The organism is Gordonia sp. SID5947, from assembly GCF_009862785.1.
GTDB lineage: Bacteria > Actinomycetota > Actinomycetes > Mycobacteriales > Mycobacteriaceae > Gordonia.
The window spans coordinates 4,064,308-4,087,938 of sequence record NZ_WWHU01000001.1; the positions used below are offsets into that span (position 1 = coordinate 4,064,308).

General features: G+C 66.7%; 11 protein-coding genes and 5 pseudogenes. 4 read left to right on the forward strand and 12 right to left on the reverse strand.

The annotated features are described in order from the left end of the window. Positions 1-11: 11 nt before the first annotated feature. Positions 12-1,583 (forward strand): MFS transporter, encoded by a 1,572-nt coding sequence (locus tag GTV32_RS18565; protein WP_161061562.1) that lies wholly within the window; start codon positions 12-14, stop codon positions 1,581-1,583. On the opposite strand, the pseudogene GTV32_RS18570 reads toward GTV32_RS18565, so the two are convergent. The 6 genes and pseudogenes from GTV32_RS18570 to GTV32_RS18595 all read right to left on the reverse strand — a co-directional run bounded on the left by GTV32_RS18570 (position 1,545) and on the right by GTV32_RS18595 (position 11,990). Then, positions 1,545-2,683: pseudogene (locus tag GTV32_RS18570) on the reverse strand (PDR/VanB family oxidoreductase). The gene GTV32_RS18565 and the pseudogene GTV32_RS18570 sit on opposite strands and share 39 nt — an antisense overlap. A 15-nt stretch (positions 2,684-2,698) precedes the next feature. Then, positions 2,699-3,633: pseudogene (locus tag GTV32_RS18575) on the reverse strand (metal-dependent hydrolase). 13 nt (positions 3,634-3,646) lie between these two features. Further along, positions 3,647-5,434 carry an SDR family oxidoreductase gene (locus tag GTV32_RS18580; RefSeq protein WP_161061563.1) on the reverse strand — a complete coding sequence of 596 codons (1,788 nt, stop codon included), beginning with the start codon at positions 5,432-5,434 and terminating at the stop codon, positions 3,647-3,649. Between the two features lie 115 nt (positions 5,435-5,549). Further along, positions 5,550-6,802 (reverse strand): annotated as a pseudogene (locus GTV32_RS18585) (pyridoxal phosphate-dependent aminotransferase). A 130-nt stretch (positions 6,803-6,932) separates the two neighbouring features. Continuing rightward, positions 6,933-10,325, reverse strand: coding sequence for a (Fe-S)-binding protein (locus GTV32_RS18590; RefSeq protein WP_161061564.1), 3,393 nt, complete (start codon positions 10,323-10,325; stop codon positions 6,933-6,935). Positions 10,326-10,592: 267 nt separating this feature from the next. After that, positions 10,593-11,990 (reverse strand): wax ester/triacylglycerol synthase family O-acyltransferase, encoded by a 1,398-nt coding sequence (locus GTV32_RS18595; RefSeq protein ID WP_161061565.1) that lies wholly within the window; start codon positions 11,988-11,990, stop codon positions 10,593-10,595. 158 nt (positions 11,991-12,148) lie between these two features. Between GTV32_RS18595 and GTV32_RS18600 the strand changes: the two genes are divergently transcribed. Continuing rightward, positions 12,149-12,742 carry an ElyC/SanA/YdcF family protein gene (locus GTV32_RS18600; RefSeq protein ID WP_343287383.1) on the forward strand — a complete coding sequence of 198 codons (594 nt, stop codon included), beginning with the start codon at positions 12,149-12,151 and terminating at the stop codon, positions 12,740-12,742. 6 nt (positions 12,743-12,748) lie between these two features. Here GTV32_RS18600 and GTV32_RS18605 read toward each other — a convergent pair whose 3' ends face one another. The 5 genes and pseudogenes from GTV32_RS18605 to GTV32_RS18625 form a co-directional block, all read right to left on the reverse strand. Beyond that, on the reverse strand, positions 12,749-13,942 hold the full coding sequence (locus GTV32_RS18605; protein ID WP_343287457.1) for an acyltransferase: 1,194 nt from the start codon (positions 13,940-13,942) through the stop codon (positions 12,749-12,751). Positions 13,943-14,189: 247 nt separating this feature from the next. Further along, a pseudogene (locus GTV32_RS18610) lies at positions 14,190-16,327 on the reverse strand (acyltransferase family protein). 83 nt (positions 16,328-16,410) lie between these two features. Beyond that, complete coding sequence (nrfD, locus tag GTV32_RS18615; RefSeq protein WP_161061567.1) at positions 16,411-17,421, reverse strand: NrfD/PsrC family molybdoenzyme membrane anchor subunit; 1,011 nt, start codon at positions 17,419-17,421, stop codon at positions 16,411-16,413. Continuing rightward, entirely contained in the window at positions 17,418-18,338 is a 921-nt protein-coding gene (locus tag GTV32_RS18620; protein ID WP_161061568.1) for a 4Fe-4S dicluster domain-containing protein, read from the reverse strand. The genes nrfD and GTV32_RS18620 overlap by 4 nt, the downstream gene beginning before the upstream one ends. Positions 18,339-18,340: 2 nt before the next feature. Next, positions 18,341-19,704, reverse strand: a pseudogene (locus tag GTV32_RS18625) (molybdopterin dinucleotide binding domain-containing protein); the annotation flags it as partial. A 62-nt stretch (positions 19,705-19,766) separates the two neighbouring features. Between GTV32_RS18625 and GTV32_RS18630 the strand changes: the two are divergent. Both GTV32_RS18630 and GTV32_RS18635 read left to right on the forward strand, forming a co-directional pair. Next, positions 19,767-20,843 carry an NAD-dependent epimerase/dehydratase family protein gene (locus tag GTV32_RS18630; protein ID WP_161061569.1) on the forward strand — a complete coding sequence of 359 codons (1,077 nt, stop codon included), beginning with the start codon at positions 19,767-19,769 and terminating at the stop codon, positions 20,841-20,843. 50 nt (positions 20,844-20,893) lie between these two features. After that, positions 20,894-21,394, forward strand: coding sequence for a hemerythrin domain-containing protein (locus GTV32_RS18635; protein ID WP_161061570.1), 501 nt, complete (start codon positions 20,894-20,896; stop codon positions 21,392-21,394). Between the two features lie 338 nt (positions 21,395-21,732). On the opposite strand, the gene GTV32_RS18640 is transcribed toward GTV32_RS18635, so the two are convergent. Then, positions 21,733-23,532: a thiamine pyrophosphate-requiring protein gene (locus GTV32_RS18640; RefSeq protein ID WP_161061571.1), complete on the reverse strand. Its 1,800-nt coding sequence runs from the start codon at positions 23,530-23,532 to the stop codon at positions 21,733-21,735. Between the last annotated feature and the right edge of the window lie 99 nt (positions 23,533-23,631).

Sequence of the window (23,631 nt, forward strand, 5' to 3'; positions counted from 1 at the left end):
AAGGAGAAGGCATGAGAACTCGTTGGCTCGCCCTGGCGGCCCTCTGCTTTGCCGAACTGCTCGTGATGGTCGACAACACGATCGTCAACGTCGCGCTCCCGACCATGGCGCGCGATCTCGATGCCGGGATCTCCGGACTGCAATGGATCGTGGACGCCTACACGCTCGTGTTCGCCGGTCTGTTGCTCACCGGCGGCTATCTCGGAGACCGATTCGGGCACCGCCGGATGTTGCTGACCGGCATTGCCGGATTCACCGTCGTGTCGGTGCTGGCGGCGTCCTCGCAGACGCTCGGACAGTTGATCGTCGCCCGCGGCGGGCTCGGGTTGTTCGCGGCGCTGGTGTTCCCGGCGACGCTGGCGATCATCATGTCGATCTTCACCGAACCGAAGCACCGTGCTGCGGCCGTTGGGGTCTGGGCCGCGACGTCGGGCATCGCCGTCGCCATCGGTCCGGTACTGGGCGGCTGGCTGCTCGAGCACTACTCATGGTCGTCCGTGTTCTGGGTCAATGTCCCGATGGCGGCGGTGGCCGTGCTGGCTGTCGTGCTGGTGGTGCCGGGTACGCGACCGGAGTCCGTATCCCGTTTCGACGCGATCGGTCTGGTGCTCTCGATCATCGGTCTCGGGTTGCTGACCTACTCAGTGATCGAGGGTCCGCACTTCGGCTGGGCCGATCCGCGGACCTTGGGCGGGCTCATCGTCGCGGGAATCGCCCTGGGGCTCTTCGCATGGCGGGAACTGGCCATCGAACATCCGATCCTGAACATCCGGCTCTTCGCGAATCGTCACTTCGCCGCGGCGGCAGGCATGATCAGCGTCGCGTTCTTCGCGCTGTTCGGTTTCATCTTCCTGATCACCCAGTTCTTCCAGGCGGTCAAGGGTTACGGCCCATTCGAGGCGGGCCTGCGCACCTTGCCGTTCGCGGTGGTGATGGCCGTGTTCTCGCCCGTCGCGATGGCACTCTCGCATCGCTTCGGGCCGCGCATGGTCTCGGTGGTGGGAGCGGTCCTGATGTCGGGAGGCTTTGCGCTGGTGGAGGTGTCGTCGCGGATGTCGGGGTACTGGGAACTGATCATCTGGTCGATGTCGCTGATGGCGATGGGGCTGGCGTTCATCTCCGGACCGTGCACCCAGGTGATCATGGACGCCCTCACGCCCGCCCAGGCGGGCGCCGGCTCGGCGGTCAACGACACCACCCGTGAGATCGGCGGAACGCTCGGCGTCGCGGTGCTCGGCTCGGTACTGACCTCGGTGTACACCTCCGGGGTCGGTGAACGGCTAGCCGACCTCGGTGTGCCGCGCGCGGTTTCGGGGATCGCGGAGGACTCGGTGATGGCGGGTGCCGAGGTGGCTCAGGGCGCCCCGGCATCGGTTTCCGATCAGATCCGGATCGCGGTGCAGGAAGTGTTCGTCGCCGGCCTGCACAGCGCGGTCTGGGTGGCCGTCGCGGTGACCCTTGCCGCTGCGTTGGCGGCGGCGTACTTCCTGCGAGGCGCGCCGAGCGAACAAGGCGCGGCCACGCCGGTCGACGGCGTCAGTCGCCTAGAGGTCGAGGACGAGGTGGTCACCCTCCGCCCGTGACACGCACGTGAGGAACATGCCTTGGGCGCGTTCGGGTTCGGTGAGGATGTTGTCGCGGTGATCTGGATCGCCGGACAGCATCATCACCTTGCATGTTCCGCAGAAGCCCTGCCGGCACGAGTACGGGGCCGTCGGCAGAACCTTGCGGATGGCAGCCAGGGCGGTCTCGTCGGCGGCCACCGGGACGTCGCGACCCGTCGACGCCAGCGTGACGGTGAACGGCCTGCCGTTCTCCACCGGCGGCGGGCTGAAACGTTCGTAGTGCAATTCGATGTCTGGCCGGTCGGACAGATGTGTGCGGAGGCGTTCGAGCATCGGTACCGGACCACAGCAATAGACCGCGAGTCCACCCGGGGCGCGCCCGGTCCGGGGATCGATCGGGCCCAGCAGCTCTTCCATGGAGGGGAGACCCGACTCGTGGTCGGTGCGGATGGTGACCTTGTCGCCGTAGCGGGTCAGCTCGTCGCGGAACGGGATCGACTCGATCGTGCGTCCGGTGTACATCATCGACCAGTCGAGGCCGAACCGGTCGGCGACGGCCAGCATCGGAAGGATCGGCGTGATACCGATGCCTGCGGCGATGAACCGGATCGATCGTGCACGGGACCCGTGGCCCGGGACGGCGAGCGGAAAGGCATTGCGCGGGCCCTTGACCGAGACCGGATCGCCCACGCGCAGGTCGTCGTGCACCTCGATGGATCCGCCACCGCCGTCGGGTATGCGGCGTACGGCGATCCGGTAGGTGCGTCGGTCGGCAGGGTCGCCGCAGAGTGAGTACTCCCGCATCCGGCCCGACGGCAGCAGGAGGTCGAGGTGCGCGCCGGGATGCCACCGGGCCAGGACGCCCCCTCGGGTGCGGCCAAGGTCAACGCGACAACGTTCTCGTCGGCCGCCACCACCTCGCGGTCGATGAGCCGGAGCGTGGTCACCCCGTCGTCGGCCGGGGTGGGGCGCAGCGGCGCCAGGGGTCGCCACAACGGCCACCACATCTTCGCGATGGCCGTGCCCACGGTGAGGAAGGGGTCGTGGCGCCACCGTCCGTACAGATGCGGAGGCGGCGAGGTCATCTCGGTGTCGTGTGGGTGCGCACGGTGATTCATCGGATGGCCTCCCGCTCAGCCCGCGTTGCGAGCGGCCGGAGACGCCGCGAGATACGCGACGGCCTGCGCGGTGCTGCCGATCTCGTTCGGGTGGAACCCGGGCCGGAAGTAGCTGAAGGTCGCCATGATGATCTTGCGCATCTTCGGGAGCACGCCGGCGCGGACACCGCGAAAGTAGTGGAACTGCCTCTGGAAGTAGTTGTACGACAACGATGCATCCTGTTTCATGATGAACCGGAACCCGCGGTTGATCAGCAGGAGCAGTACGGGGAGGGCCACCAGCATCGCGCGGCCGCGCCGGAGGTAACCGTCGCCGAAGTAGATCGCCACCTCGTGGGCGACGGCGCGGTGCTCGACCTCCTCGGCCCGTGCCAGGTGAACAGGTCGGTCATCGCGGGGTCGGCGCCGGATTCGACCCACGTGTTGTTGAGGGCGAAATCACCGAGGATGGCGGTGTAGTGCTCCAGCGCGGCGATGAACCACAAGCGTTCGATGAGTTGTTTCCGGCGGGCCTCGGGACTGCCGCCGTGCATGGGGCCCAGTATCTTCCGGAAGATCCATTCCATCTGGCGCTGATACGGGCGCGGATCGATGCCGTGGTGATCGAGGAACTCCCACAGCACGTGGTCGTGGGCCTCGGCGTGCATTGCCTCCTGGCCGATGAAGCCGCGCATGGTGGCCGCGAGTTCGTCGTCGGCGACCATCGGGAGCGCCTCGTTGTAGGTCTGCACAAACCAGCGTTCCCCTTCTGGGAGGAGGAGATTCAGCACGCTGATGAAGTTGGATGCGACCGGGTGTCCCGGAATCCAGTGCAATGGGGTGTCCGACCAGTCGAAGCTGACGTTGCGCGCGTGGAGTTCCACCGGACCCGGATCGGAGCCGTCGCGATCGAGGGGCTCGCGGGCATCGCTGATCGGGTGGGGATGCGCGGCGTGTGCATGCGCTGACATCGATGGATCCTCTCTAGCGGGTGACCTGCTGGCGCGCCGCCAACCGCGACAGCCAGGGCGTGAATCGATAGACGCGGTAACCGATCTTGGCCTCCGATGTCACCGGGACGACCGCCTTGTCGTCGATGATGGCGCGAACGATGTCGCGGGCGACGCGGTCCGGGGTGAAGCCGCGGCGCCGGTAGAGGCCCGCAAGCCGATCCTGTTCAGCTGCTTCATGTGTCGGGTCCAGCCCGGCGATGGGGGTGTTGCCCACGATGGCCGTGTCCACGATGCCCGGGCAGATCGCGGTGACTCCGACACGGTGTTCGGCCAGCTCCGCGCGCAGCGACTCGGAGAACATCAGCACGCCTGCCTTGGAGGCCGAATAGAGACCGAGCGAGCGCTGCGGCGTGAACGCGGCGGCAGACGCGATGTTGACGATGTGTCCGCCGACCCCGCGCTCGACCATCAGCCTGCCGAACGCCCTGCTCCCGGAGATGACTCCGCGCAGATTCACATCCAGCAGTCGATCGATCTGTTCGTCCGTCGCGTCGAGAGCGCCGCCGCCCAGGCCGATCCCGGCGTTGTTGACGACGATGTCGGGTACTCCATGCCGGGCTCGGACATCATCGGCGAAGGCCGTCACCGCCGCGGTGTCCGAGACATCGAGGTGATAGGACGACACCAGGGCGCCGGCGGACTTGCACTCCCGGGCGGTCTCCTCGGCGGCCGTGAGGTCGATGTCGGCGAGGATGAGTTCGCATCCCTGCTCGGCGAGCGCGTACGCGGTGGCGCGCCCGATGCCGCTGCCCGAACCGGTGATCACGGCGAGCTTGCCGGTCAGGGCCGTCGGCCTGCCGAACACCCGTGCACGGTCGAGCCGGCCCGAGGCGTCGGTCCGCGAGCCCATGGCGTGCGTGGCGATGAAATCTCGTGCCACATGAGCAAGGTACTCGGGTCTCGTGTACGGCAGCCAGTGTCCGGTCGGGGTGCTGCGCCGCCACAGGCGCTGAGCGTAGCGATGTGTGTCTTCGAAGATCGATGGGCGCAGCGCGATGTCGCGCTCGTTGACAAGTTCGAGCACCGGGACCGCCGTCGGTCGGGGCCGCGGATTGCGGAGTTTGTGCCGGATGTTGGCGCGGTAGAGGCGGAGGCCGGAGATCATGTCCTCGCCCAGGGTGTCCGCGACAACCACGTTCTCTCGCGGCGCGCTCTCGACCCGATGCAAGAACTCGCGCCACACCGCGGGCGTTCCGGCCGCGGCGAAGAAGAGCTTCGGGAGGACGGGGAGCTGGAAGAACACTGTGTACGACGACGACGTCGCCTGGGCGAGCGCACGGCCGAGGTTGCGCGGGGTGGGGCGGGAAAGGTTGGCGCGTGCCCATTCGGCCAGATGGTCCAGGTTGGGCCCGGACACCGAGACGAACGATCCGATGCGCCTCTCTGCACCCGGACGGGTGACCGCTTCCCAGGCCTGCACCGAGCCCCAGTCGTGGGCGACGACGTGCACCGGCCTGTCCGGACTCACCGCCTCGGCCACCGCGAACAGATCATCAGCGAGCGCGCTCAACCGATACGGGGCGTCGCCGTCGGGTCTGTCGCTCTCCCCGAATCCGCGACAGTCGTAGGCGACCACGCGGAAATCCTCGGCGAGTGCCGGTGCCACATGGGTCCACAGGTGATGGGTGTCCGGCCATCCGTGGACGAGCAGGACCGTCGGACGCGGGTCGGCGTCGCGGGGTCCGGCAGACTCCGCCACCTCGAAGACGGCGAGGTGAACGCCGTCGTTGGTGACGCCACGCTTGCGCCAATCGACCATGTGACTCCCCTTCGAGCGTCGAACGGGATTAGACGTTACCAAGCGTCACATGAATTGACCAGAGTGTCCGTGACGCCGCGTCACGTGTACATCGTCGACGCGGCGTCGTCGCTGGTCACTGCCGATACGACGACAAAAAGTTCCCGATTCGCTCGATCGCGTCGCCGAGGTCGCGGGACCACGGCAGGGTGACGATCCGGAAGTGGTTGTGGTCGGTGAGGTTGAAGCCCGTTCCCTGGACCACCAGGATCTTCTCCTGCAAGAGCAGGTCCTGGACGAAGAGTTCGTCGTTGTGGATCTCGTGCACCTCGGGGTCGAGGCGGGGGAAGGCGTAGAGAGCGCCCATCGGCTTCACACAGCTGACGCCGGGGATCTCGTTGAGCTTCTCCCAGGTGACGTTGCGCTGCTCGAAGAGTCGTCCACCGGGCTCGACGAGGGCGTCGATGCTCTGATAGCCACCGAGCGCGACCTGGATGGCGTGTTGACCGGGCACGTTGGAGCAGAGTCGGGTCGAGGCCAGGATGCCGAGGCCCTCGATGAATCCTCGCGCGTGCTCCTTGGGGCCGGTGAGGACCAGCCAGCCGGCACGGTAGCCGCACACGCGGTAGGCCTTCGACAGGCCGTTGAAGGTGAGGCAGAGGAGATCTGGGCCAGTGACGCCACGTTGATGTGCTCGGCGTCGTCGTAGAGGATCTTGTCGTAGATCTCGTCGGCCATGATCAGCAGCGAGTGCTGGCGCGCGAGTTCGACGAGCTGTTCGAGGACCTCGCGCGAGTAGACCGCGCCGGTCGGGTTGTTGGGGTTGATGATCACGATCGCCTTGGTGCGATCGGTGATCTTCGACGCGATGTCGGCGATGTCTGGGTTCCAGTCGTTGTCCTCGTCGCATCGGTAATGCACCGCACGGCCGCCCGAGAGGGCGGTCATCGCCGTCCAGAGCGGGTAGTCGGGGGAGGGGATGAGCACTTCGTCGCCGTCGTTGAGCAGAGACTGCATGGTCATCGTGATCAGCTCGGACACACCGTTGCCCAGGATCACGTCGTCGACGTCGAAGTACGGGAAGTCCGGGATGAGTTCGTAGCGCGTGACGACGGCACGTCGCGCCGACAACACCCCCGCCGACTCCGAATAGCCCTGTGAATAGGGCAGGGCGTGGATCATGTCGCGCATGATCACGTCGGGCGCCTCGAAGCCGAACAGGGCCGGGTTGCCGATGTTGAGCTTCATGATCCGGTGGCCCTCGGCCTCCAGCCGCGCCGCGTGTGCGTGCACGGGACCACGGATCTCGTAGCACACGTTCTGCAGCTTCTGCGACTGCTCGAGTGGCTTGAGGTTCTGGTTCAGGTGCGATACATGCGGTCTACTCACGAGTTCAATTGTGACAGCACTGGGCAAACGGGTTTTCCGGGTGTCCTTCCAGGTGTCAGATCAGGTCGACCGGCCGCAGAAACACGTCGACCGCGCCCCGAGGGGCGCGGTCGACGTGGTCGAACGTGGATCAGCTGTGGCCGGGGCGCTTCTTGCCCGCCGCGATGCCGAAGCCCTTCGCCTTGGAAGCGCCTGCCTCCGCGATGGTCCGGCCGCCATTCGACGACGGCGCCGACTCGTCCGAGCCCGACTCGGATTCGACCGCCCCCTCCGGCTGCGCGTCCGGTTCTGCTTCGGGTTCTGCCGCCGGCTCGGAAACCTCTGCCTCGGGAACCGGATCGGCGGCCGGTGCGGCAGCAGCCCCTGCAGCCGGCTTGCCGAACGACCCCGGTCGCTTCTTGCCGGCCGACATCCCGAATCCCTTGGCCTTGGCGGGCTTTTCCTCGGTGACCGCGGCCGCTGAGGTCTCGCTCGGCGCCTCCGCCTGCGGAGCCGATGGCTCCGCGGGCGCGCTCGGCGACTCCGCCGCGGCGGGCTCGGCCTGGGTCGACGGTGCGGCGGCTGCAGGAGCTGCCGCTGCCTTGCCGGCTCCGCCTGGCCGCTTCTTGCCGGCGGCCATGCCGAATCCCTTGGCCTTGGCGGGCTTTTCCTCGGTCACGGCAGCAGCGCCTGCGGCCTCGGTGTCTGCCGTCGGCGCAGCTTCGGGAGCGGATTCCGACTCCGCGACCTGATTCTCTGCCGCAGCGGTGACACCCGCGTCGGCGGCTGCCGCGTTGGGCTTCTTGGCGCCGGGACGCTTCGCGCTGCCCATGCCGAATCCCTTTGCCGCGGGCTTCTTCTCGGTGGCAGCCGATTCGACGGCCGACGACGACTCCGCTTCGGCCGGTGCCGGCGCGGCGGACGCGGTCTCCGACTTGGCGGCGCCCGGGCGCTTGGCTCCGCCCTTCATGCCGAATCCCTTGGCGGCCGGCTTCTTCTCGGCGTCCGCCGGCGCGGCGCCCGGCGATTCGGTGGCCTTCTCGGCGGCCGGGGCCGCGGTCTTACCTGCGGCGCCGGGCTTCTTGCCGCCCTTCATGCCCAGTCCGACCTTCGGTTTCGGCGCGACCTCGGTGGCGGTGGCGGCAGCCGCGGCCGGAGCCGCCTCGGCTTCCTTCTCCTCGGTGGCCGGAGCGGCGGACGCTGCGGCAGCCGGCACCGACGCCGGGCCCAGGTAGCGACCCCCGCGGCTCACCTCGGGAGCACCGCGCTTGACCGACTCGAGCAGCAACTGGGCGACGTCGACGACCTCGACCTTGCCTTCCCGTTCGGTGCCACTGGTGCGCGCGGTGACACCGTCGGTCAGCATGACGCGGCAGAACGGGCAGCCGGTCGCGACCTTCTGCGGGGCATCACCGTTCGGAGTCCCGAGAGTATCGAGCGCCTCGTCGACGCGATCGATGTTGATGCGCTTGCCGATGTTCTCTTCCATCCACATCCGCGCGCCGCCTGCGCCACAGCACATGGATCGTTCGCCGTGGCGCGGCATCTCGGTGAGCGTCGACCCCGCGGCGCCCATCAGCTCGCGCGGAGCGTCGTAGACCTTGTTGTGGCGACCCAGGTAGCAGGGGTCGTGGTAGGTGACGCCTTCGCCGAGCGGCGCGACCGGGACGAGCCGCTTCTCGCGCACCAGCCGGTTGAGCAGTTGCGTGTGGTGGACCACCTCATACGTCGCGCCGAGTTGCGGGTACTCGTTGCCCAGCGCGTTGAAGCAGTGGGCACAGGTGACGACGATCTTCTTCCGCTGCTGCGGTGCAGTGGCGAAGACCTCGCCGAGCATCTCGATGTTCTGCTGGGCGAGCATCTGGAACAGGAACTCGTTGCCGGCACGCCGAGCCGAGTCGCCGGTACAGGTCTCACCTTCACCGAGAACGAGGAAGTTCACCGCGGAGATGTCGAGGAGTTCGGCGACGGCCTTGGTGGTCTTCTTCGCGCGGTCCTCATAGGCGCCGGCGCAACCGACCCAGAAGAGGTACTCGAACCCCTCGAAGGATTCGACGTCCTTGCCGAACACCGGGATCTCGATGTCCATCTCGTCGATCCAGTTGGTCCGGGCCGAGGAGTTCTGGCCCCAGGGGTTGCCCTTGTTCTCGAGGTTCTTGAACATGCCCGCGAGCTCGGTCGGGAAGTCCGACTCGATCAGCACCTGGTAGCGGCGCATGTCCAGGATGTGGTCGACGTGCTCGATGTCGACGGGGCACTGCTCGACGCACGCGCCACAGGTGGTGCAGCTCCACAGGGTCTCGGTGTCGATCACGGCGCCGAGCTCCGACGGGTCGAACTCACCGTCGACGGACTCGATACCGTTTCCGCCGCCGAGCGCGCCCTTGCTCTCGCCGACCAGCTTGCGGGCGGCCTCCGCCCGGGCTGCCTCGGGAATCGCGTTCAGCTTGTCGTCGAGCACGTTTCCGTCGGCGTCGACGAGACCGACCTCGTCACCGCCCATGTCTTTCTTGCCGCCGGCGAGCAGGTACGGCGCTTTCGCGTATCCGTGATCGCGGAGCGACATGATGAGGAGCTTCGGCGACAGCGGCTTGCCCGTGTTCCATGCCGGGCACTGACTCTGGCAGCGACCACACTCGGTGCAGGTGGTGAAGTCCAGCCAGCCCTTCCAGCTGAAGTCCTCGATCTTGCCCGCGCCGAACGCGTCCACGTCGGGGTCTGCGGTCTCCATGTCCAGGACCTTGCCCTGGCTCATCATCGGCTTCGCCGCGCCGAGCGCGACGCCACCGTCGATCTCACGCTTGAAGTAGATGTTGAAGAAGGCGGCGAAGCGGTGCCACGCGACGCCCCAGTTGATGTTGCGGCCGACCACGGCGAGCCAGATCATCGCCGACAGCAGCTTCACGACGGCCATCGCCGAGACCGACCACTCGGGCACGCCCTCGAACGGCATCGCGATGTAGTGCAGCGTGGGGGAGGCCCAGATCGGGGCGTGCTCGATACCCGACGCGATCTTGAACAGCTTCACGCCGAGCATGCCGAGGCCCTCGATGACGACGACCGCTTCGACGAAGTACGCGGCGCTGAAGTTCGAACCCGCGAACCGGGACATGCGCTCCGGCACGCGCGGGTGATTCAGCTGCCGGATGACGACCAGGGTGATTCCGCCGATGACCGTTGCCCAGCCGAGCAGTTCCTCTGCGAGGACGTACGGCCCCCACGTGCCCAGCCACGGCCAGTGGAAGTTGGGGCTGAAGGCCTGTCCGTAGGCCTCGAAGACGAAGATGAAGCCGAGCAGGAAGCCCACCATCACCAGCCAGTGGGCCCAGCCGACCGTTCGGAACTTCGCCATCCTGGTGTGCGCCGCGAACTCGACGACCACGGTTTTCATCCGCGGCAGGATGGGGAAGATCCGGGCCCGATCGATCTTCTGGCCCTTGCTGATGGTCAAGACCATTCTTCCGACGCCCTGGAAGAAGATCGCCCAGCAGAAGAGGCTGACAATCGTGGTGATCGTGCCGATGGCAATCGTCGTGGATGTCACGGGCGCTTACCGGCCTTTCTCTCAAGGTCATCACCCGGCCCATTTGCGCAGCACTGAGGCGCACGTGGGCCGACGTGTACTACACGTAACCGTAGTTCGTTGCGGGGGCGTTGCGCTGCCAAGGATGACCTAACTAACGCTGGGTTCCGCCGTCGCCGTCACCCGGAATGATACTCACGAGTAACTTACTGTCGAGTCAGGTTTGATGATCCCCTTGTCGGTGTGGGAAGCATCACGCGGCCAGGGTCGCCGAGAGGCGATCCGGCGTCACGTCGAAATGCCCGCGACCTTCTCCAGTTCTTCGAGCGCGGTGTCGAGATGGGTCAGGAGCCGCTGCAGACTGGGCAGTTCCTTACGGGCGCCGATCAGTCCGAAGTTCACCTGGTCTGCCGTGGTGGTGACGGTGATGTTGAGCGCCAGTCCTTCCATGGCGATCGACACGGGGTACGCGCCGTCGAGGCGGGCGCCGTTCCAGTACATCGGCTGCGACGGCCCGGGCACGTTACTGATGATCAGGTTGAACTGAGGTGGCGTATAGCGCACGAACCCGGGGACGGGTGCCAGGGCGAGCGGCGCGAACGTGGCTGCTCCGAACATCAGTGCCTGCAACGGGCTGAGGCCACGGATGACCTGCTTCGACTTGCGCGTCGAGGCGATCACCGTGGCCAGTCGTCGTTCCGGGTCGGGCTGGTCGGTCGCCAGGTTCGCCATCATCGCGGTGACGAGATTGCCTTCGGAGGTGTCGTCGGTGTGCATGGACACCGGCACCGCGGCGATCAGCGGCGCGTCGGGGAGGTTGTCGCGGTCGATGAGGTAGGAACGCAGCGCTCCGGCACACATCGCGACCACCACGTCGTTGAGCGTGATGTCGAGTTGCTGGGTGATGGCCCGGAGCCGCTGCAGCGGCCACTGCTGCGCGGCAAAACGGCGTGCACTGCCGATCGAGACATCGAGCATGGTGCGTGGTGCGGGCGTGAACGGTGCGGCGAAGTCGTCGTCGGTGACGGCAGTCCACGCGACCTTCGCCGCCGCGGGCAACGCCCCGACGATCTGCCCCGCCGCACCGACGATCTGTCCGGCCAGCCCGGCGACATCGGGGAGCCTCGGGGTACGCGATCTGGTCGACGCCTCGCGACGCCTGCGCGTCAGGGCCGGGTCCCAGATCGCGGTTCCCGTCCGGTCGTCGGGATCGGTCGACAGCGAGTTCTCCAGGAGTCGTAGCGCGGAGACGCCGTCGACGAGCGAGTGGTGGACCTTTGTGTAGGTCGCGACCCGGCCGTCATCGAGACCGTCGATGATGTGGAACTCCCACATCGGACGCGTGCGATCGAGCAGGGCACTGTGATTGAGCGAGACGTAGCGCAGCAACTCGCGTACCCGGCCCGGTCGCGGGAGCACCGCCCGCCGGACGTGATAGTCGAAGTCGATCTCCTCGTCGTACGACCACGCCACGTGGCCGAGCAACGTCGCCGGAGAGGCCGGACGTTTTCGGAACAGGCTGCGGACGTCGGTGCACGCCTGAAAGGTCTCGAAGATCTCTTCGGCGAGTTCGGCTCCCGTCTGGCCCTCCCGGGGAACGAACAGTTGGAGCCCACCGACATGCATCGGCTGCTCGCGGGTCTCGGCGATCAGGAACATGGATTCGGTGACCGGCATGTACGGCATCGTGGTGACCTCTGGATCTCGGGGGTGGGCACCCGTGCGGGCAGTGCGATCGTCTCAGTATCGGCCCACGATGGGCCGCCATCTCCGGATTGGGCCAAGTGGTGAGAAACGACTCAGCGAACGGTGCCCGCGGCAGCACGATCGCCTACCGTGTGATCGTGCATCCGGTAGCCCGGGCGGTCCTCGTCGTCGTCGTGACCGTCGAGCTGATCATCACGATCGCAGCCACCTGGGTGTACGCCTCGTCGTCGGGACGGGTGCTCGATGCGGCTGACGTCCCGGCCGGTTCGACGGCACTGGTACTGGGATCGCTGGTGCACGACGGCGAGCCCGGAGACTACGTGCGCGGCCGCCTCGACACCGCGGTGGACCTCTACCGCACCGGCAGAGTCTCGCGGATCATCAACTCGGGCAACGGTTCTGCTGCGGCGGGCGACGAGCCCGCGGTGATGCGGAGTTATCTCGAGGATCACGGCGTCGTCGGTGACGACATCACCGACGATCCGCACGGGATGGACACCGAGGCGAGTTGTCGGCGCGCCGACGAGGATTTCGGCGTCCGCGCCGCAGTGATCGTCACACAGGACTTTCATCTGACGCGGGCGATCGCCTTGTGCCGCAGCCTGGGTATCGACGCGACCGGAGTCGCTGCGCGGTGTGACTGCCCGGCGTGGACGGTCGTGCGCAACCATCTTCGCGAACTCGCGTTGGCACGCCCGCGAGCGTTGCTGAGCGTGGTCGGCGGACCGTGAAGCCGGTCAGCGTCGGACCGGGAGCGGCAGGCGGGGCCGACCGGTGAGGTACAGCGACCCTGGCAGTCGCCGCAGGATCTCCACCAGCAGCAGCGAGCCTGCGATCGTGGCGATGTAGGTGACCAACGTGCCCCATGGCTGCCCGAGGGTGGCCACCAGCCAGGCCTGGTCACCGGATCTCGGTGTGAGCACGAAGTACAACACCAGGACATGTCCGAGGAAGACGCCGAACGAGCGGTTGGATGCGAACGAGACGGCCCGCGCGAATCGCGGTGTGCCGTCGCGCCAGTTGCTCGCCCAGTGTGCCGCAGCCGCGTACAGGCAGGTGATGGCGACCACGATGAAGGGGATAAGCGTGGGGCGGAAGGCGGAGTCGTTGTCGTGCACCGGCTTCCCGCCGAACCAGACGCCGGACAGGTACGTGCCGACGGCGATGGCGCCGGTCGTCAGCAACGCACCGAACAGCCACCAGCCCTTGCCGGCGAGCCATCGGGCGATGGCCTCACGGTGCACCGCGGCCACCGCGCCGTACAGGATGAAGAACTGATACGGGACGAACGTCGCGTAGTGATGCCACCAGTACTCGGCGACGGGAGCGGGCGGATGCCAGAAGGTGATGGTGGCCGTGATGGCGAGCTGTACGGCGAGGCTTCCCGCCAGGAGCTTTCCGTGATGACCACGGGTCGCTCGCACCAGCCACAGGACCAACGGGAACAACAGGTACACCTGCAGCATGACGAACAAGAAGTACATCTGGAAGCCGGACAGACCCCAGCCGGCCAGCCGGCCGAACTCGGCGAGGCTGCTGACCGGATTCGACAGCACGTCGCCGATGCGATCCTTCGCCCACACCTCCTGGACGAGCCAATAGATCGCTGACCAGATGAGGTACGGGAAGATGACCAGCTTGATGCGCTTACGCCAGAAGCCGGTGGTGCTGAAGTCGGCCTTGTCGAAGTTCTGATACATCAGCACGAAGCCGGTCAACGCAAAGAAGGTGTTGCGGGTGAAATGCAGCAGCAACGATGCTGTGTTGACAGGCAAGCTGTTGAACTCGTCGGTGGTCTGCGTGAGGCAGTGGACGAAGATCACCAGTGAGAACGTGGTCGCCCGGATCAGGTCGAGATGGTGGAGATAAGCCTTTCGGCCTGCGGAGCTGACCTTCTGGCCGGAGCGTGCGATCGTGTCGGCGCTCTGGATGGTGGCGCTTCCTCGCTCCGGCGCAAAGGTGGTCACGCGTGTCTCAGCCCCAACCGTTAGATGGACTTCTCGGTTCCGAGGGGCTCGGCCGTGAGTCCTCGGAGCTCACGGCGATTCGGTCGCGGCCCGCGCCGTCGGGCGCAGACGCCCGCGCCACGAGCATCGGTTGACACCTTAACAGTGCACTCTGGGGGTGGCCTGAGACGTTGACCGGGCGGTATCCGGGGTCAGCGCCATGTGACCGAGATCACCACCAGTGCAGCGTCTTTGCCAGATCGGCATCGACGGCGGGTGTGAGGCTGCGGACGAAAGTCGCCGAAAGATGGTGATAGTCGTGCCACACGAGGATGTTGCCGACCACGGCCGGGCAGTAGGTGGGCCCGCACATCGCGTCGGTGTAGTCGAGGAAACTGATGTTCGGGAACTGCGGCGCGATGGCCTGTGCCGGGTCGGTCGGCGCCATCGCCAGATCGCGCGGCACCCCGCAGACCTGCGGCTTCTTCCCCTCGGCCAGGCATTCTGGCGGCTTGAGCTGCCCGTGTGCCCACGGGTTGTCCCGCACCGCGATCACGCGCTGTCCTCGATCCCGGAACTGCGCGAAGATGTCCTCGTAATCCTGCGGGACGTAGTCCCCACGGGCGCCCCTGCCCTCCACCGGCCGGGTGGAGTTGGTGAAGACCACGTCCGGCTTGTCGACGGCGAGGCGGTCCATCACCCGCTTCGACCAGTCGTTGCACTGGTAGTACTTCTGCCCGAACCAGATGAAGACATGACTCGTCGTCAGCGCGCATCCGACCTTGAGATAGGTGGTCACCTTGAATCCGCGCTGCTTCCCGATGGCGTCGAGCGCGGTGATCCAATATTCGGCGTGCGAACCGCCCACCAGCGCGACGGTTCGGGTGGCACTCGTGTCGCCGTAGACGCCGACCTTGATCGACGGGTCCTTCCAGCCACTGATGACCGAGTCGTAGGACGTGATCGGCCAGTCCTTCTCGACGACCTCCGGGCTCGGCTGCGGGTCGACCTTCGGCACCGGTGCGCCGTCGAGGTAGGCCCGGGCGCCCGGATACAGGCGGGTATCGAGGTTCTCGGTGTTGACGGTCGCGTTGGCGGCGTTGCGTTGCCAGATCACGACGGCGGAGCCGGCCACCACGCTGGTGACCAGAATGAGCGCGAGCAGTGCCCGGCGATATCGCGGTCCGAGAACCGTTGCCCGTCCGGCACGCAACGGCGTCTCGATGAATCGGGTGGTCGCCCAGGCCAGCACCACCGAGATCGCGAGGATGGCGGTGCCCTCCAGCCAGTTCACGTCGTCCTGATAGCGCCATGCCAGATAGAAGATCAGCAGTGGCCAGTGCCAGAGGTAGAGCGCGTAGGCGATGGAGCCGAGCCAGACCAGACGTGGATGTGCGAGGGCATTGCTGACGGCTCCGGTCCCCGCGGTGGGGTCGGGCTGGGTGGCCGCCGATCCGGTCCAGATCAGGAGCAATGTCGCGCCGACCGGTACCAACGCCATCACGCCGGGATACTCCTGCACGCCGGCGATCCACCAGCCGCAGGTGACGATCAGCGCCAGCGCGACGACGCCCAGGAGGTTGCGCATCCATGGCCGTAGCGCGAGCCGCGGCATCCAGACGGCGAGCAGGCCGCCGGCCAGCGGCTCCCACAGCCGCGCGATGGTGTCGTAGTAGTTGAACGGCTGATTCACCGCGTGCCGGTGATTGGCCCAGGCGAACGAGACGAGTGCGACCGCGAGCAGGCCGAAACCGACGATGGCGCGGATCGCCGAAGGATTCGACAGCGCGGGGAACCGCCGGGACAGAAGGCGCAGGAGTCCGCCGAGGGCCAGGGCACACACCAGCGTGAGGACGAAGAACTGTCCCTGCATCGACATCGACCACAAGTGCTGCATCGGGCTGTTGGCCGAGTCCGCGGCCTGATAATCCTGCGAATCGAGCGCGAGATGCCAGTTCTGGTAGTAAAGCGCGCTCGCCTGCACCTCCGAACCGAGCGGTCCCCATCGGGTCTTGGGCATCACCAGGGCGATCAGCGCGGTGATGAAGACCAGGATGACCAGCAGCGCCGGGAGCAACCGGCGCACGAGGCGCGAGAACCTCGGCCACGGGTTGATCGCCGTGCGCCACGGCACCGCTGCGGGCTGGGTGGCGATGACGTGCTTGAGCAGGGATGCCACGAAGAAGTAGCCCGACAGCGTCAGGAAGACGTCGACGCCGCCGGACACGCGTCCGAACCAGACGTGGAAGATCGCGACGAGCGCGATCGCGATCCCCGCAGACCGTCGAGGTCCAACCGGTACCCAGACGTGTTGCCGGTCGCGGCGTCCTCGTTGGGCGTCGCTGTCGGGGTGGATACGACCGTGCTCACAGGCAGGGATGCTACTTGGCCCCGACGATGATTCCGGTGACCAGTGGCCGTGTGGCCCAAGACCTCGGACCGAGCTGTGGTCGCTAGTGGTTCGATTCCTTCTGGGGCACGACGACGTACTTCGGGTCACGGGTGGACTGGACACCCGCATCGAACAGCCCGAAGCGCATACATGCAGAACCGGCGAGGGCTGCGGCACCCGCGACCATCGACAGCGGCCGCGAATCGTCCGCCTTGGTGAGGGCAGCGGTGGCCGCGAACAGTCCGAGCACGCGGGCGGTGCGGATCAGCCGGCCCGCCTTCCCGTTGCGCAAGGTCTCTCCGGGGAGGCCCATGCGCTGCCGCATGAGCTCCTCGGCGCCCAGCTCCACCGCGGCTCCGAGACCCACGGCACGGCGCGCGGGACCGGCCTCCCGGACCGGGGCCACGAGCATGCCGAGACCGCCGGCGGCCAACGACGCGGAACCGACGAACAGATACGGCATCTCCACATGTCCCTCGTGCCACGCGGGTACCGCGGTATCGCTGATGAGGACCGCCGTGTACGCGGCGACGGCCGGTCCGGTGGCGGCCGCGGCCACGGTCGCCGCCGATCCCAGCCGGGGGAGGCGTCCGGTCACTTCACTGATCGCCGCGACGCCGGCGGCCGGACCGTACACCGAGAGCAGCCACGACCCGACGCTCATCGGAGAGCTGGGCTTCAGCACGCGCAGCATGTTGACGAATCGGGACGGCTTGCCCAGGTCGTGCACAAGTGCGGCGACCGATGCCGAGATCGCGCCGACCGCGCCGATCTTGAGTCCGTGTGCGAGACGCGGCCGCCCGGTGAGGTGCGCCCCGGCGGCCAGCACCGACGAACCACCGGCCAGGCCGCCCAGGAACAGATACCCGGCGATGTCGGTGGCCGCCCAGGTCGGTCCGTTGAGGATCGGTTTGCCGTAGTAACTCTGGAACTCGGCGTCGGGGACCATCAACTGCTCACCACGGCCGCGCCGGCGCTTGCGCCGGGGCGCGGGCTCCGCGGCTCCGGTGACGGCCTCTCGCTCCGGCGGGGCGACGGGATCGTCGGGGACGCCCGTGCGGCGCTCGTTCATCGCTGCCTTCCCAGGAACAGTGCGCCGAGTCCGGCGAGCATGGCCCCCGCCGCCGCACCGGCGTGCTTCCACATCTGTGGTAGATCACGGGTGGTCACAACAGGATTCGGAGGGAGGCCGTAGACCTCGGGCTCGTCGAGCAGCAGGAAGAACGCGCCGTCGCCGCCGACTCCGTCGTCCGGGTCGCGGCCATAGAGTCGCGCGTCGTCGACTCCGGCATCGTGTAACTGTGCCAACCGCTCATCGGCCCGTTCGCGCAGGTCGTCGAGAACCCCGAACTGGATGGAATCGGTGGGGCACGCTTTGGCGCACGCAGGTTCCATACCCTCGCCCAGGCGGTCGTAGCAGAGCGTGCACTTCCATGCGCGGCCGTCCTCCTTCCGCTGGTCGATGACGCCGTACGGGCAGGCGGAAACGCAGTAACCGCAGCCGTTGCAGATGTCTTCTTGCACCACCACGGTGCCGAACTCGGTGCGAAACAGCGATCCGGTCGGGCAGACGTCCAGACATGCCGCGTGCGTGCAGTGCTTACACACGTCCGAGGACATCAACCAGCGGAACTCGGTGCGCTCGCCCTCGACGTCGTCGCCCGGCCGCGCGAACTCCGGCAAGCCGAGGTCGACCGCGGCGCCCGCCTCACTCCGCTGTTCTCCCAATGGTTTGCGCTGTTCGATGAACGCGACGTGACGCCACGTGCCGGCGCCGAGGCCGCCCGTGTTGTCGTAAGAGTTCCCCGAGAATTCGAGCCCGTCCTCGGGGATCGCGTTCCACTCCTTGCACGCGACCTCGCACGCCTTGCAACCGATACACACGCTGGTGTCGGTGAAGAAGCCGTAGCGCGGAGAGGGGTCGTCGCCGTACCCTCCGCCGTTGGGAGGATCGTCACTCTGCAGCGAGTGGTGTTGCGGCGCAGCCATTCTCAGACTCCTGTTCCGGTGTCGGCATCAACGTCCGCACGGCGCCGGTGATCCCTGACCAGATCGGCCACCGCGGTGCCACGAGGCCGACGGCCAGGGCGGATGTCCGCCGTGAACGCCTTCACCTCCTGGATATGGGAGTTGGGATCGAGCACGATGGCGGACAATTCGTTGATCGCATCGCCGGTCGACCCCCGTTGGGCCCCCAGTGGTAGGGCACCCCGATGTGGTGGGTGACTTGGTCGTCGATCCGCAGAGGGGTCATCCGATCGGTGACGAGAACTCGGAGTTCCACGGCACCACGGGGACTGATCAGGGTCGCCCACCCGGCGTTCTCCAAGCCGCGCTCAGCGGCGAGCTCGGGCGAGACCTCGCAGAACGCCTCCGGCTGGAGTTCGTTCAGATAGGGCGTCCACCTGGTCATTCCACCGGCCGTGAAGTGTTCGGTGAGTCGATACGTCGTGACCACATAGGGGTAGACATCCGCACCGGCGGCATCCGGGTCCGGGGTGTATCGGTTGTGCTCATCGCGGTAGACCATCCGGCCCGGATTGCGCTGCTGTCGATACACGGGGTTCGAGACGGGCGAGTCCTGTGGCTCGTAGTGGGTGGGCATCGGGCCGTCGATGACCCCCGCGGGTGCGTAGAGCCACCCCTTGCCATCTGCCTGCATGATGAACGGATCGATACCGCTCAGCGCGTCGACGCCGTGGGCATCGTCATCGGGGCGGTAGTCGGGCGGCTTGTGCGGTTCGAAGTCGGGAACGTCGTAACCGCTCCAGGTCTCCGCCTCGGCGTCCCACCAGACGAGCTTCTTCCGTTCGCTCCACGGCGACCCGTCCGGCGCCGCCGACGCGCGGTTGTAGAGAATTCGACGATTTGCCGGCCACGCCCACGCCCACTGTGCGCCGACCCAGTCCTGTTCCTCGGACGGCTTACGCCTCGCCGATTGATTGACTCCGTCGGCATAGACGCCGCAATAGATCCAGCATCCGCCGGAAGTGCTTCCGTCATTGCGCATCTCGGTGTAGGCGCCGAGCATCTCGCCGTCGGCGTTCCACCCGTTGATCTCGGCCAGCACCGCTTCCGCGATCGGTTCGTCGAGCGCGCCCTCGGTGGGATAGTCCCACGTGAGATCGAGGATCGGGCGATCGCGTGGATCGTCTGAGTTCTGGAGCTTCTCGCGGATGATCCGTCCCAGGTGATACATGAACCACAGATCGCTTCGGGCATCCCCGGACGGTTCGACCGCCTGGTGATGCCACTGGAGCATGCGGTTGGTGTTGGTGAAGCTGCCGGACTTCTCGGTGTGCGCGGCCGCGGGAAGGAAGAAGACCTCGGTGTCGATGTCCTCGGTTCTCAGTTCTGCGCACGGCAGGCGATGGCTGTCGACGTTTCGGCCCGCCGCATAACGGGTAGATGACGAAGATGACGCCCACCAACGATGCGGCCGACGGCCTGCGGGTCGTGGTCTGTGGTGCGACCGGGAATGTCGGCACCAGTGTGATTGCCGAACTGCTCCGCCACGACGAGGTGGCCGAGGTCCGGGGGATCGCCCGCCGGCCTGCGCAGCCTGCATCGCCGAAAGTCACTGTCACCACGGCCGATGTGGCCCGCTCCGACGTGCGCCCGCTGCTGCGTGGCGCCGACGTTGTCATCCATCTGGCTTGGCTTTTCCAGCCGACCAGGCATCCCGCGGTGACGTGGGAGAACAACGTCATCGGGGCGATCCGGGTCTTCGAGGCCGCGGCGGCAGAAAACGTGAAGGCGATCGTCTATGCGTCATCGGTTGCGGCCTACTCGGCGGCGGATCCGGATCGGCATGTCGACGAGAGTTGGTCGACCGACGGCTGGGGCGCGGCGGCCTACCCGCGTGAAAAGGCATACGTCGAACGGTGGCTCGACGGTTTCGAAGCGCGCCATCCAGCGGTCCGCGTGGTCCGGATGCGACCCGGCTTCATCTTCAAACGGACGTCCGCGACCTCCCAGCGCCGTCTGTTCGGCGGCCCTTTCGTGCCCGGCCGGCTGGCCCGCCCACAACGGTTGCCGGTGGTGCCGCGCATACCCGGATTGAGCGTGCAGGTGGTCCACACCGACGACGTCGCGGCCGCATATGTCGCGGCGGCACTGGGATCCGCCAGGGGCGCCTTCAACCTCGGTTCGGAGCCTGCGGTGGATTCGGACTTCCTCGCGGATTACTGCGATGCCCGCTGCGTGGCGGTCCCGTCACGTCTGGTCACAGCAGTCCTGGGTATCGCCTGGCGGTGTCGGCTGGTGCCGGCGACTCCCGGACTGTTCGACACCGTCATGCACCTACCGCTGCTCGACAGCACCCGAGCACGAGAAGAGTTGTCGTGGAACCCGCGAGAGCCACGCGCAGTGCTCGACGAGTTCCTCGACGGACTGCGGGCCGGGGCGGGTGCGCCGACGCAACCCCTCGCGCCGGACAGCCCGCAGCGCCGGCTACACGAAGTACGTACCGGCATCGGCGAACACGACACCTGACCGTCCAGATCTCGACAACCCGACAACAATCACACCCTCGAGGAGCCCCCATGTCGACAGACGCAATCGTGATCCTGAAAGACGACCACAAGGAGATCAAGAAGCTGTTCAAGGATTTTCGCAGCGCCGGGCCGAACGCCACGAAGACCAAGGGCGACATCGTCGCCAAGATCATCGAGGCTCTCACCGTGCATACCTACATCGAGAACGAAGGGATGTATCCAGCGGTACGGGAGGCCGTTCCGGAGGTCGAGGACGACATCCTCGAATCCTACGAGGAGCACCACGTCGCCGACTTGCTCGTGATGGAGCTCATGACGATGAAACCCGACCACGAGCGGTTCGACGCGAAGACCACCGTACTCATCGAGAATGTCGAACACCACATCGAAGAGGAAGAGTCCGAGTGGTTCCCAGAGGTACGTAAGGCCCTGGGCCGTAAGGAACTACAGGAACTCGGTGAGCAGTTGCTCGAACTGAAGGCCAAGGCCCCGCGCTCGCCTGCGCAACCCTCCGCCTTGAAGAAGACGGTCGACGCCATCATCAAATGATGACCAGGCGCGGCTGTCGGCAGTATTCGACCGCGACGAGATCCCCAGCGCGGCCACTCCTTCGCCGCCGCACCCGGTGAGATCGCGCCGGCCACCGTCGAACGCGCATCGTGCCCGCTGTTGTCGCGGCCCGTCGACCGACGCGGAGCCGGCGAGGTCGTCGTTGCCGGTGGCTCTCGTGGTTGGGGGGGCGACCTCCAAGGCTACTCACAGAACCTTGGAGATCTGGCCGTGACGGACACCCGGGTGAGCGCCGCGGTTACCTGAGTCCTACCCGCCACGGCGCAGACATAAACCCCGATGACGTACCGGGATTCAGGACGGTGCCGCCCCCGGCTTCACGAGTTGTCGTCTTTGGTGCCCGGGAGGTACTGCTGCACCTTCAGTTTGGCGCCCTGCTTGACGATTCCCCAGGCGTCTTCGTCGCCCTTGACCAACGCGGTGCTCAGGGATTTGGCCTGTTCGAGAGTGGCGTGCGGGGGAATGGGCGGGACGTTCGGGTCGCACCGTACGTCGAGCAGGGTGGGACGATCCGATGCGAGAGCCCGATCCCAGGCGTCGCCGAGCTCGTCCGGCGAGCCGACGTTGACACCGTCCAGCCCGATTCCCCGCGCGAACTCCGCGTAGTCGAGATCGGGGAGCGTCTGCGACTCCGGGAACTTAGGCGAGGCCGACATCGCGCGCTGCTCCCACGTCACCTGGTTGAGATCGTTGTTGTGCAGCACCACGACGATCAGACGCGGATCGGTCCACTGCCGCCAGTACCGCGCGACGGTGAGCATCTCGGCGAGACCGTTCATCTGCATCGCCCCATCACCTTCGAACGCGATCGCAGGCCGTTCCGGGTGTGCCCACTTCGCGCCGATCGCGTACGGCACCGCCGCGCCCATCGTGGCGAGCGTGCCCGAGAGCGACCCGCGCATGTCGTCGCGGAACGTGATGTGCCGGGCGTACCAATTGGCGGCACTCCCGGAATCGGCCGTGATGATCGCGTCGGACGGCGCCCGTTCCGAGAATTCGTGGAAGATCCGCATCGGATTGACCGGGTCGGCGTCCGTCATGGCCTGGCGCTGGGCCGTCGACTGCCATCGCGCGACATTCTTCTCCACGCTGTCGCGCCACGACCGGTCCTCGTTGCGGCGCAGGAGCGGTAGGAGGGCCCGGAGCGTTCGCTTGGCGTCGCCGACGAGGTTCACCTCGTTGGGGTAGCGCATCCCGATGAGCTTGCCGCTGCGGTCGATCTGTACGCCGCGGGCCTGGTCGAATTCGGGAAGGAATTGTGCATAGGGGAAATTCGACCCGATGGTGAGCAGAGTGTCACAGTCGCGCATGAGGTGATAGCTCGCGGTGGTGCCGAGTAGCCCGATGGAGCCCGTGACCCACGGGAGGGTGTCGGGCAGGACGTCACGGCCGAGAAGCGCCTGTGCACAGCCGGCACCGAGTATCTCCGCGACCTGGTCCAGCTCGTCGGTACATCCACGGGCTCCCTGGCCCACCAGCATCGCGACCTTGCTGCCGGCGTTGAGCACGTCGGCGGCACGCGCAACAGCGTCGGGATCGGGATCGGCGGTGTCCGGCTCGATCCCGAGGCTGGAATGGACATGCTTGAACTCGTGCTGCGGCGGCGAGTAAGGGAGCTCGAACACGTCAGAAGGAAAGATCACCGCCGTCGGGGCGCGTTCGGTCATCGCGATCCGGAATGCGCGATCGATGAGATTCGGAATCTGTTCGGGCACCGTACACATCTGGACGAAGTCGCTGCAGACATCCTTGAACAGCGAGTGCATGTCCATCTCCTGCTGGTACGCGCCGCCGATGGCGGAACGCTCCGTCTGCCCGACGAGCGCCACCACCGGTACATGGTCGAGTTTGGCGTCGTAGAGTCCGTTGAGCAGATGGATACCGCCCGGCCCACTCGTCGCCGTGCAGACGCCGACCTGACCGGAGAACTTCGCGAATCCGACCGCCTCGAAAGCGCTCATCTCTTCGTGCCGGGACTGGATGAACGAGGGGTCGTCGTCGGCGTCGGCCCACGCCGCCATCAAGCCGTTGATCCCATCTCCGGGGTAGCCGAACACCTGGCTCACACCCCACTCGCGCAGCCTGGCCAACACCTGGTCGGCGACCGTCTCACCCATCGAAGAAGCCTCCTCTTGTTGTCGACGAACCCTCGGGGCAGTACCCGCGCGGTCGGTAGGTCACACATCGGGTGACGTCGACCTCGATGACGGCAGGTT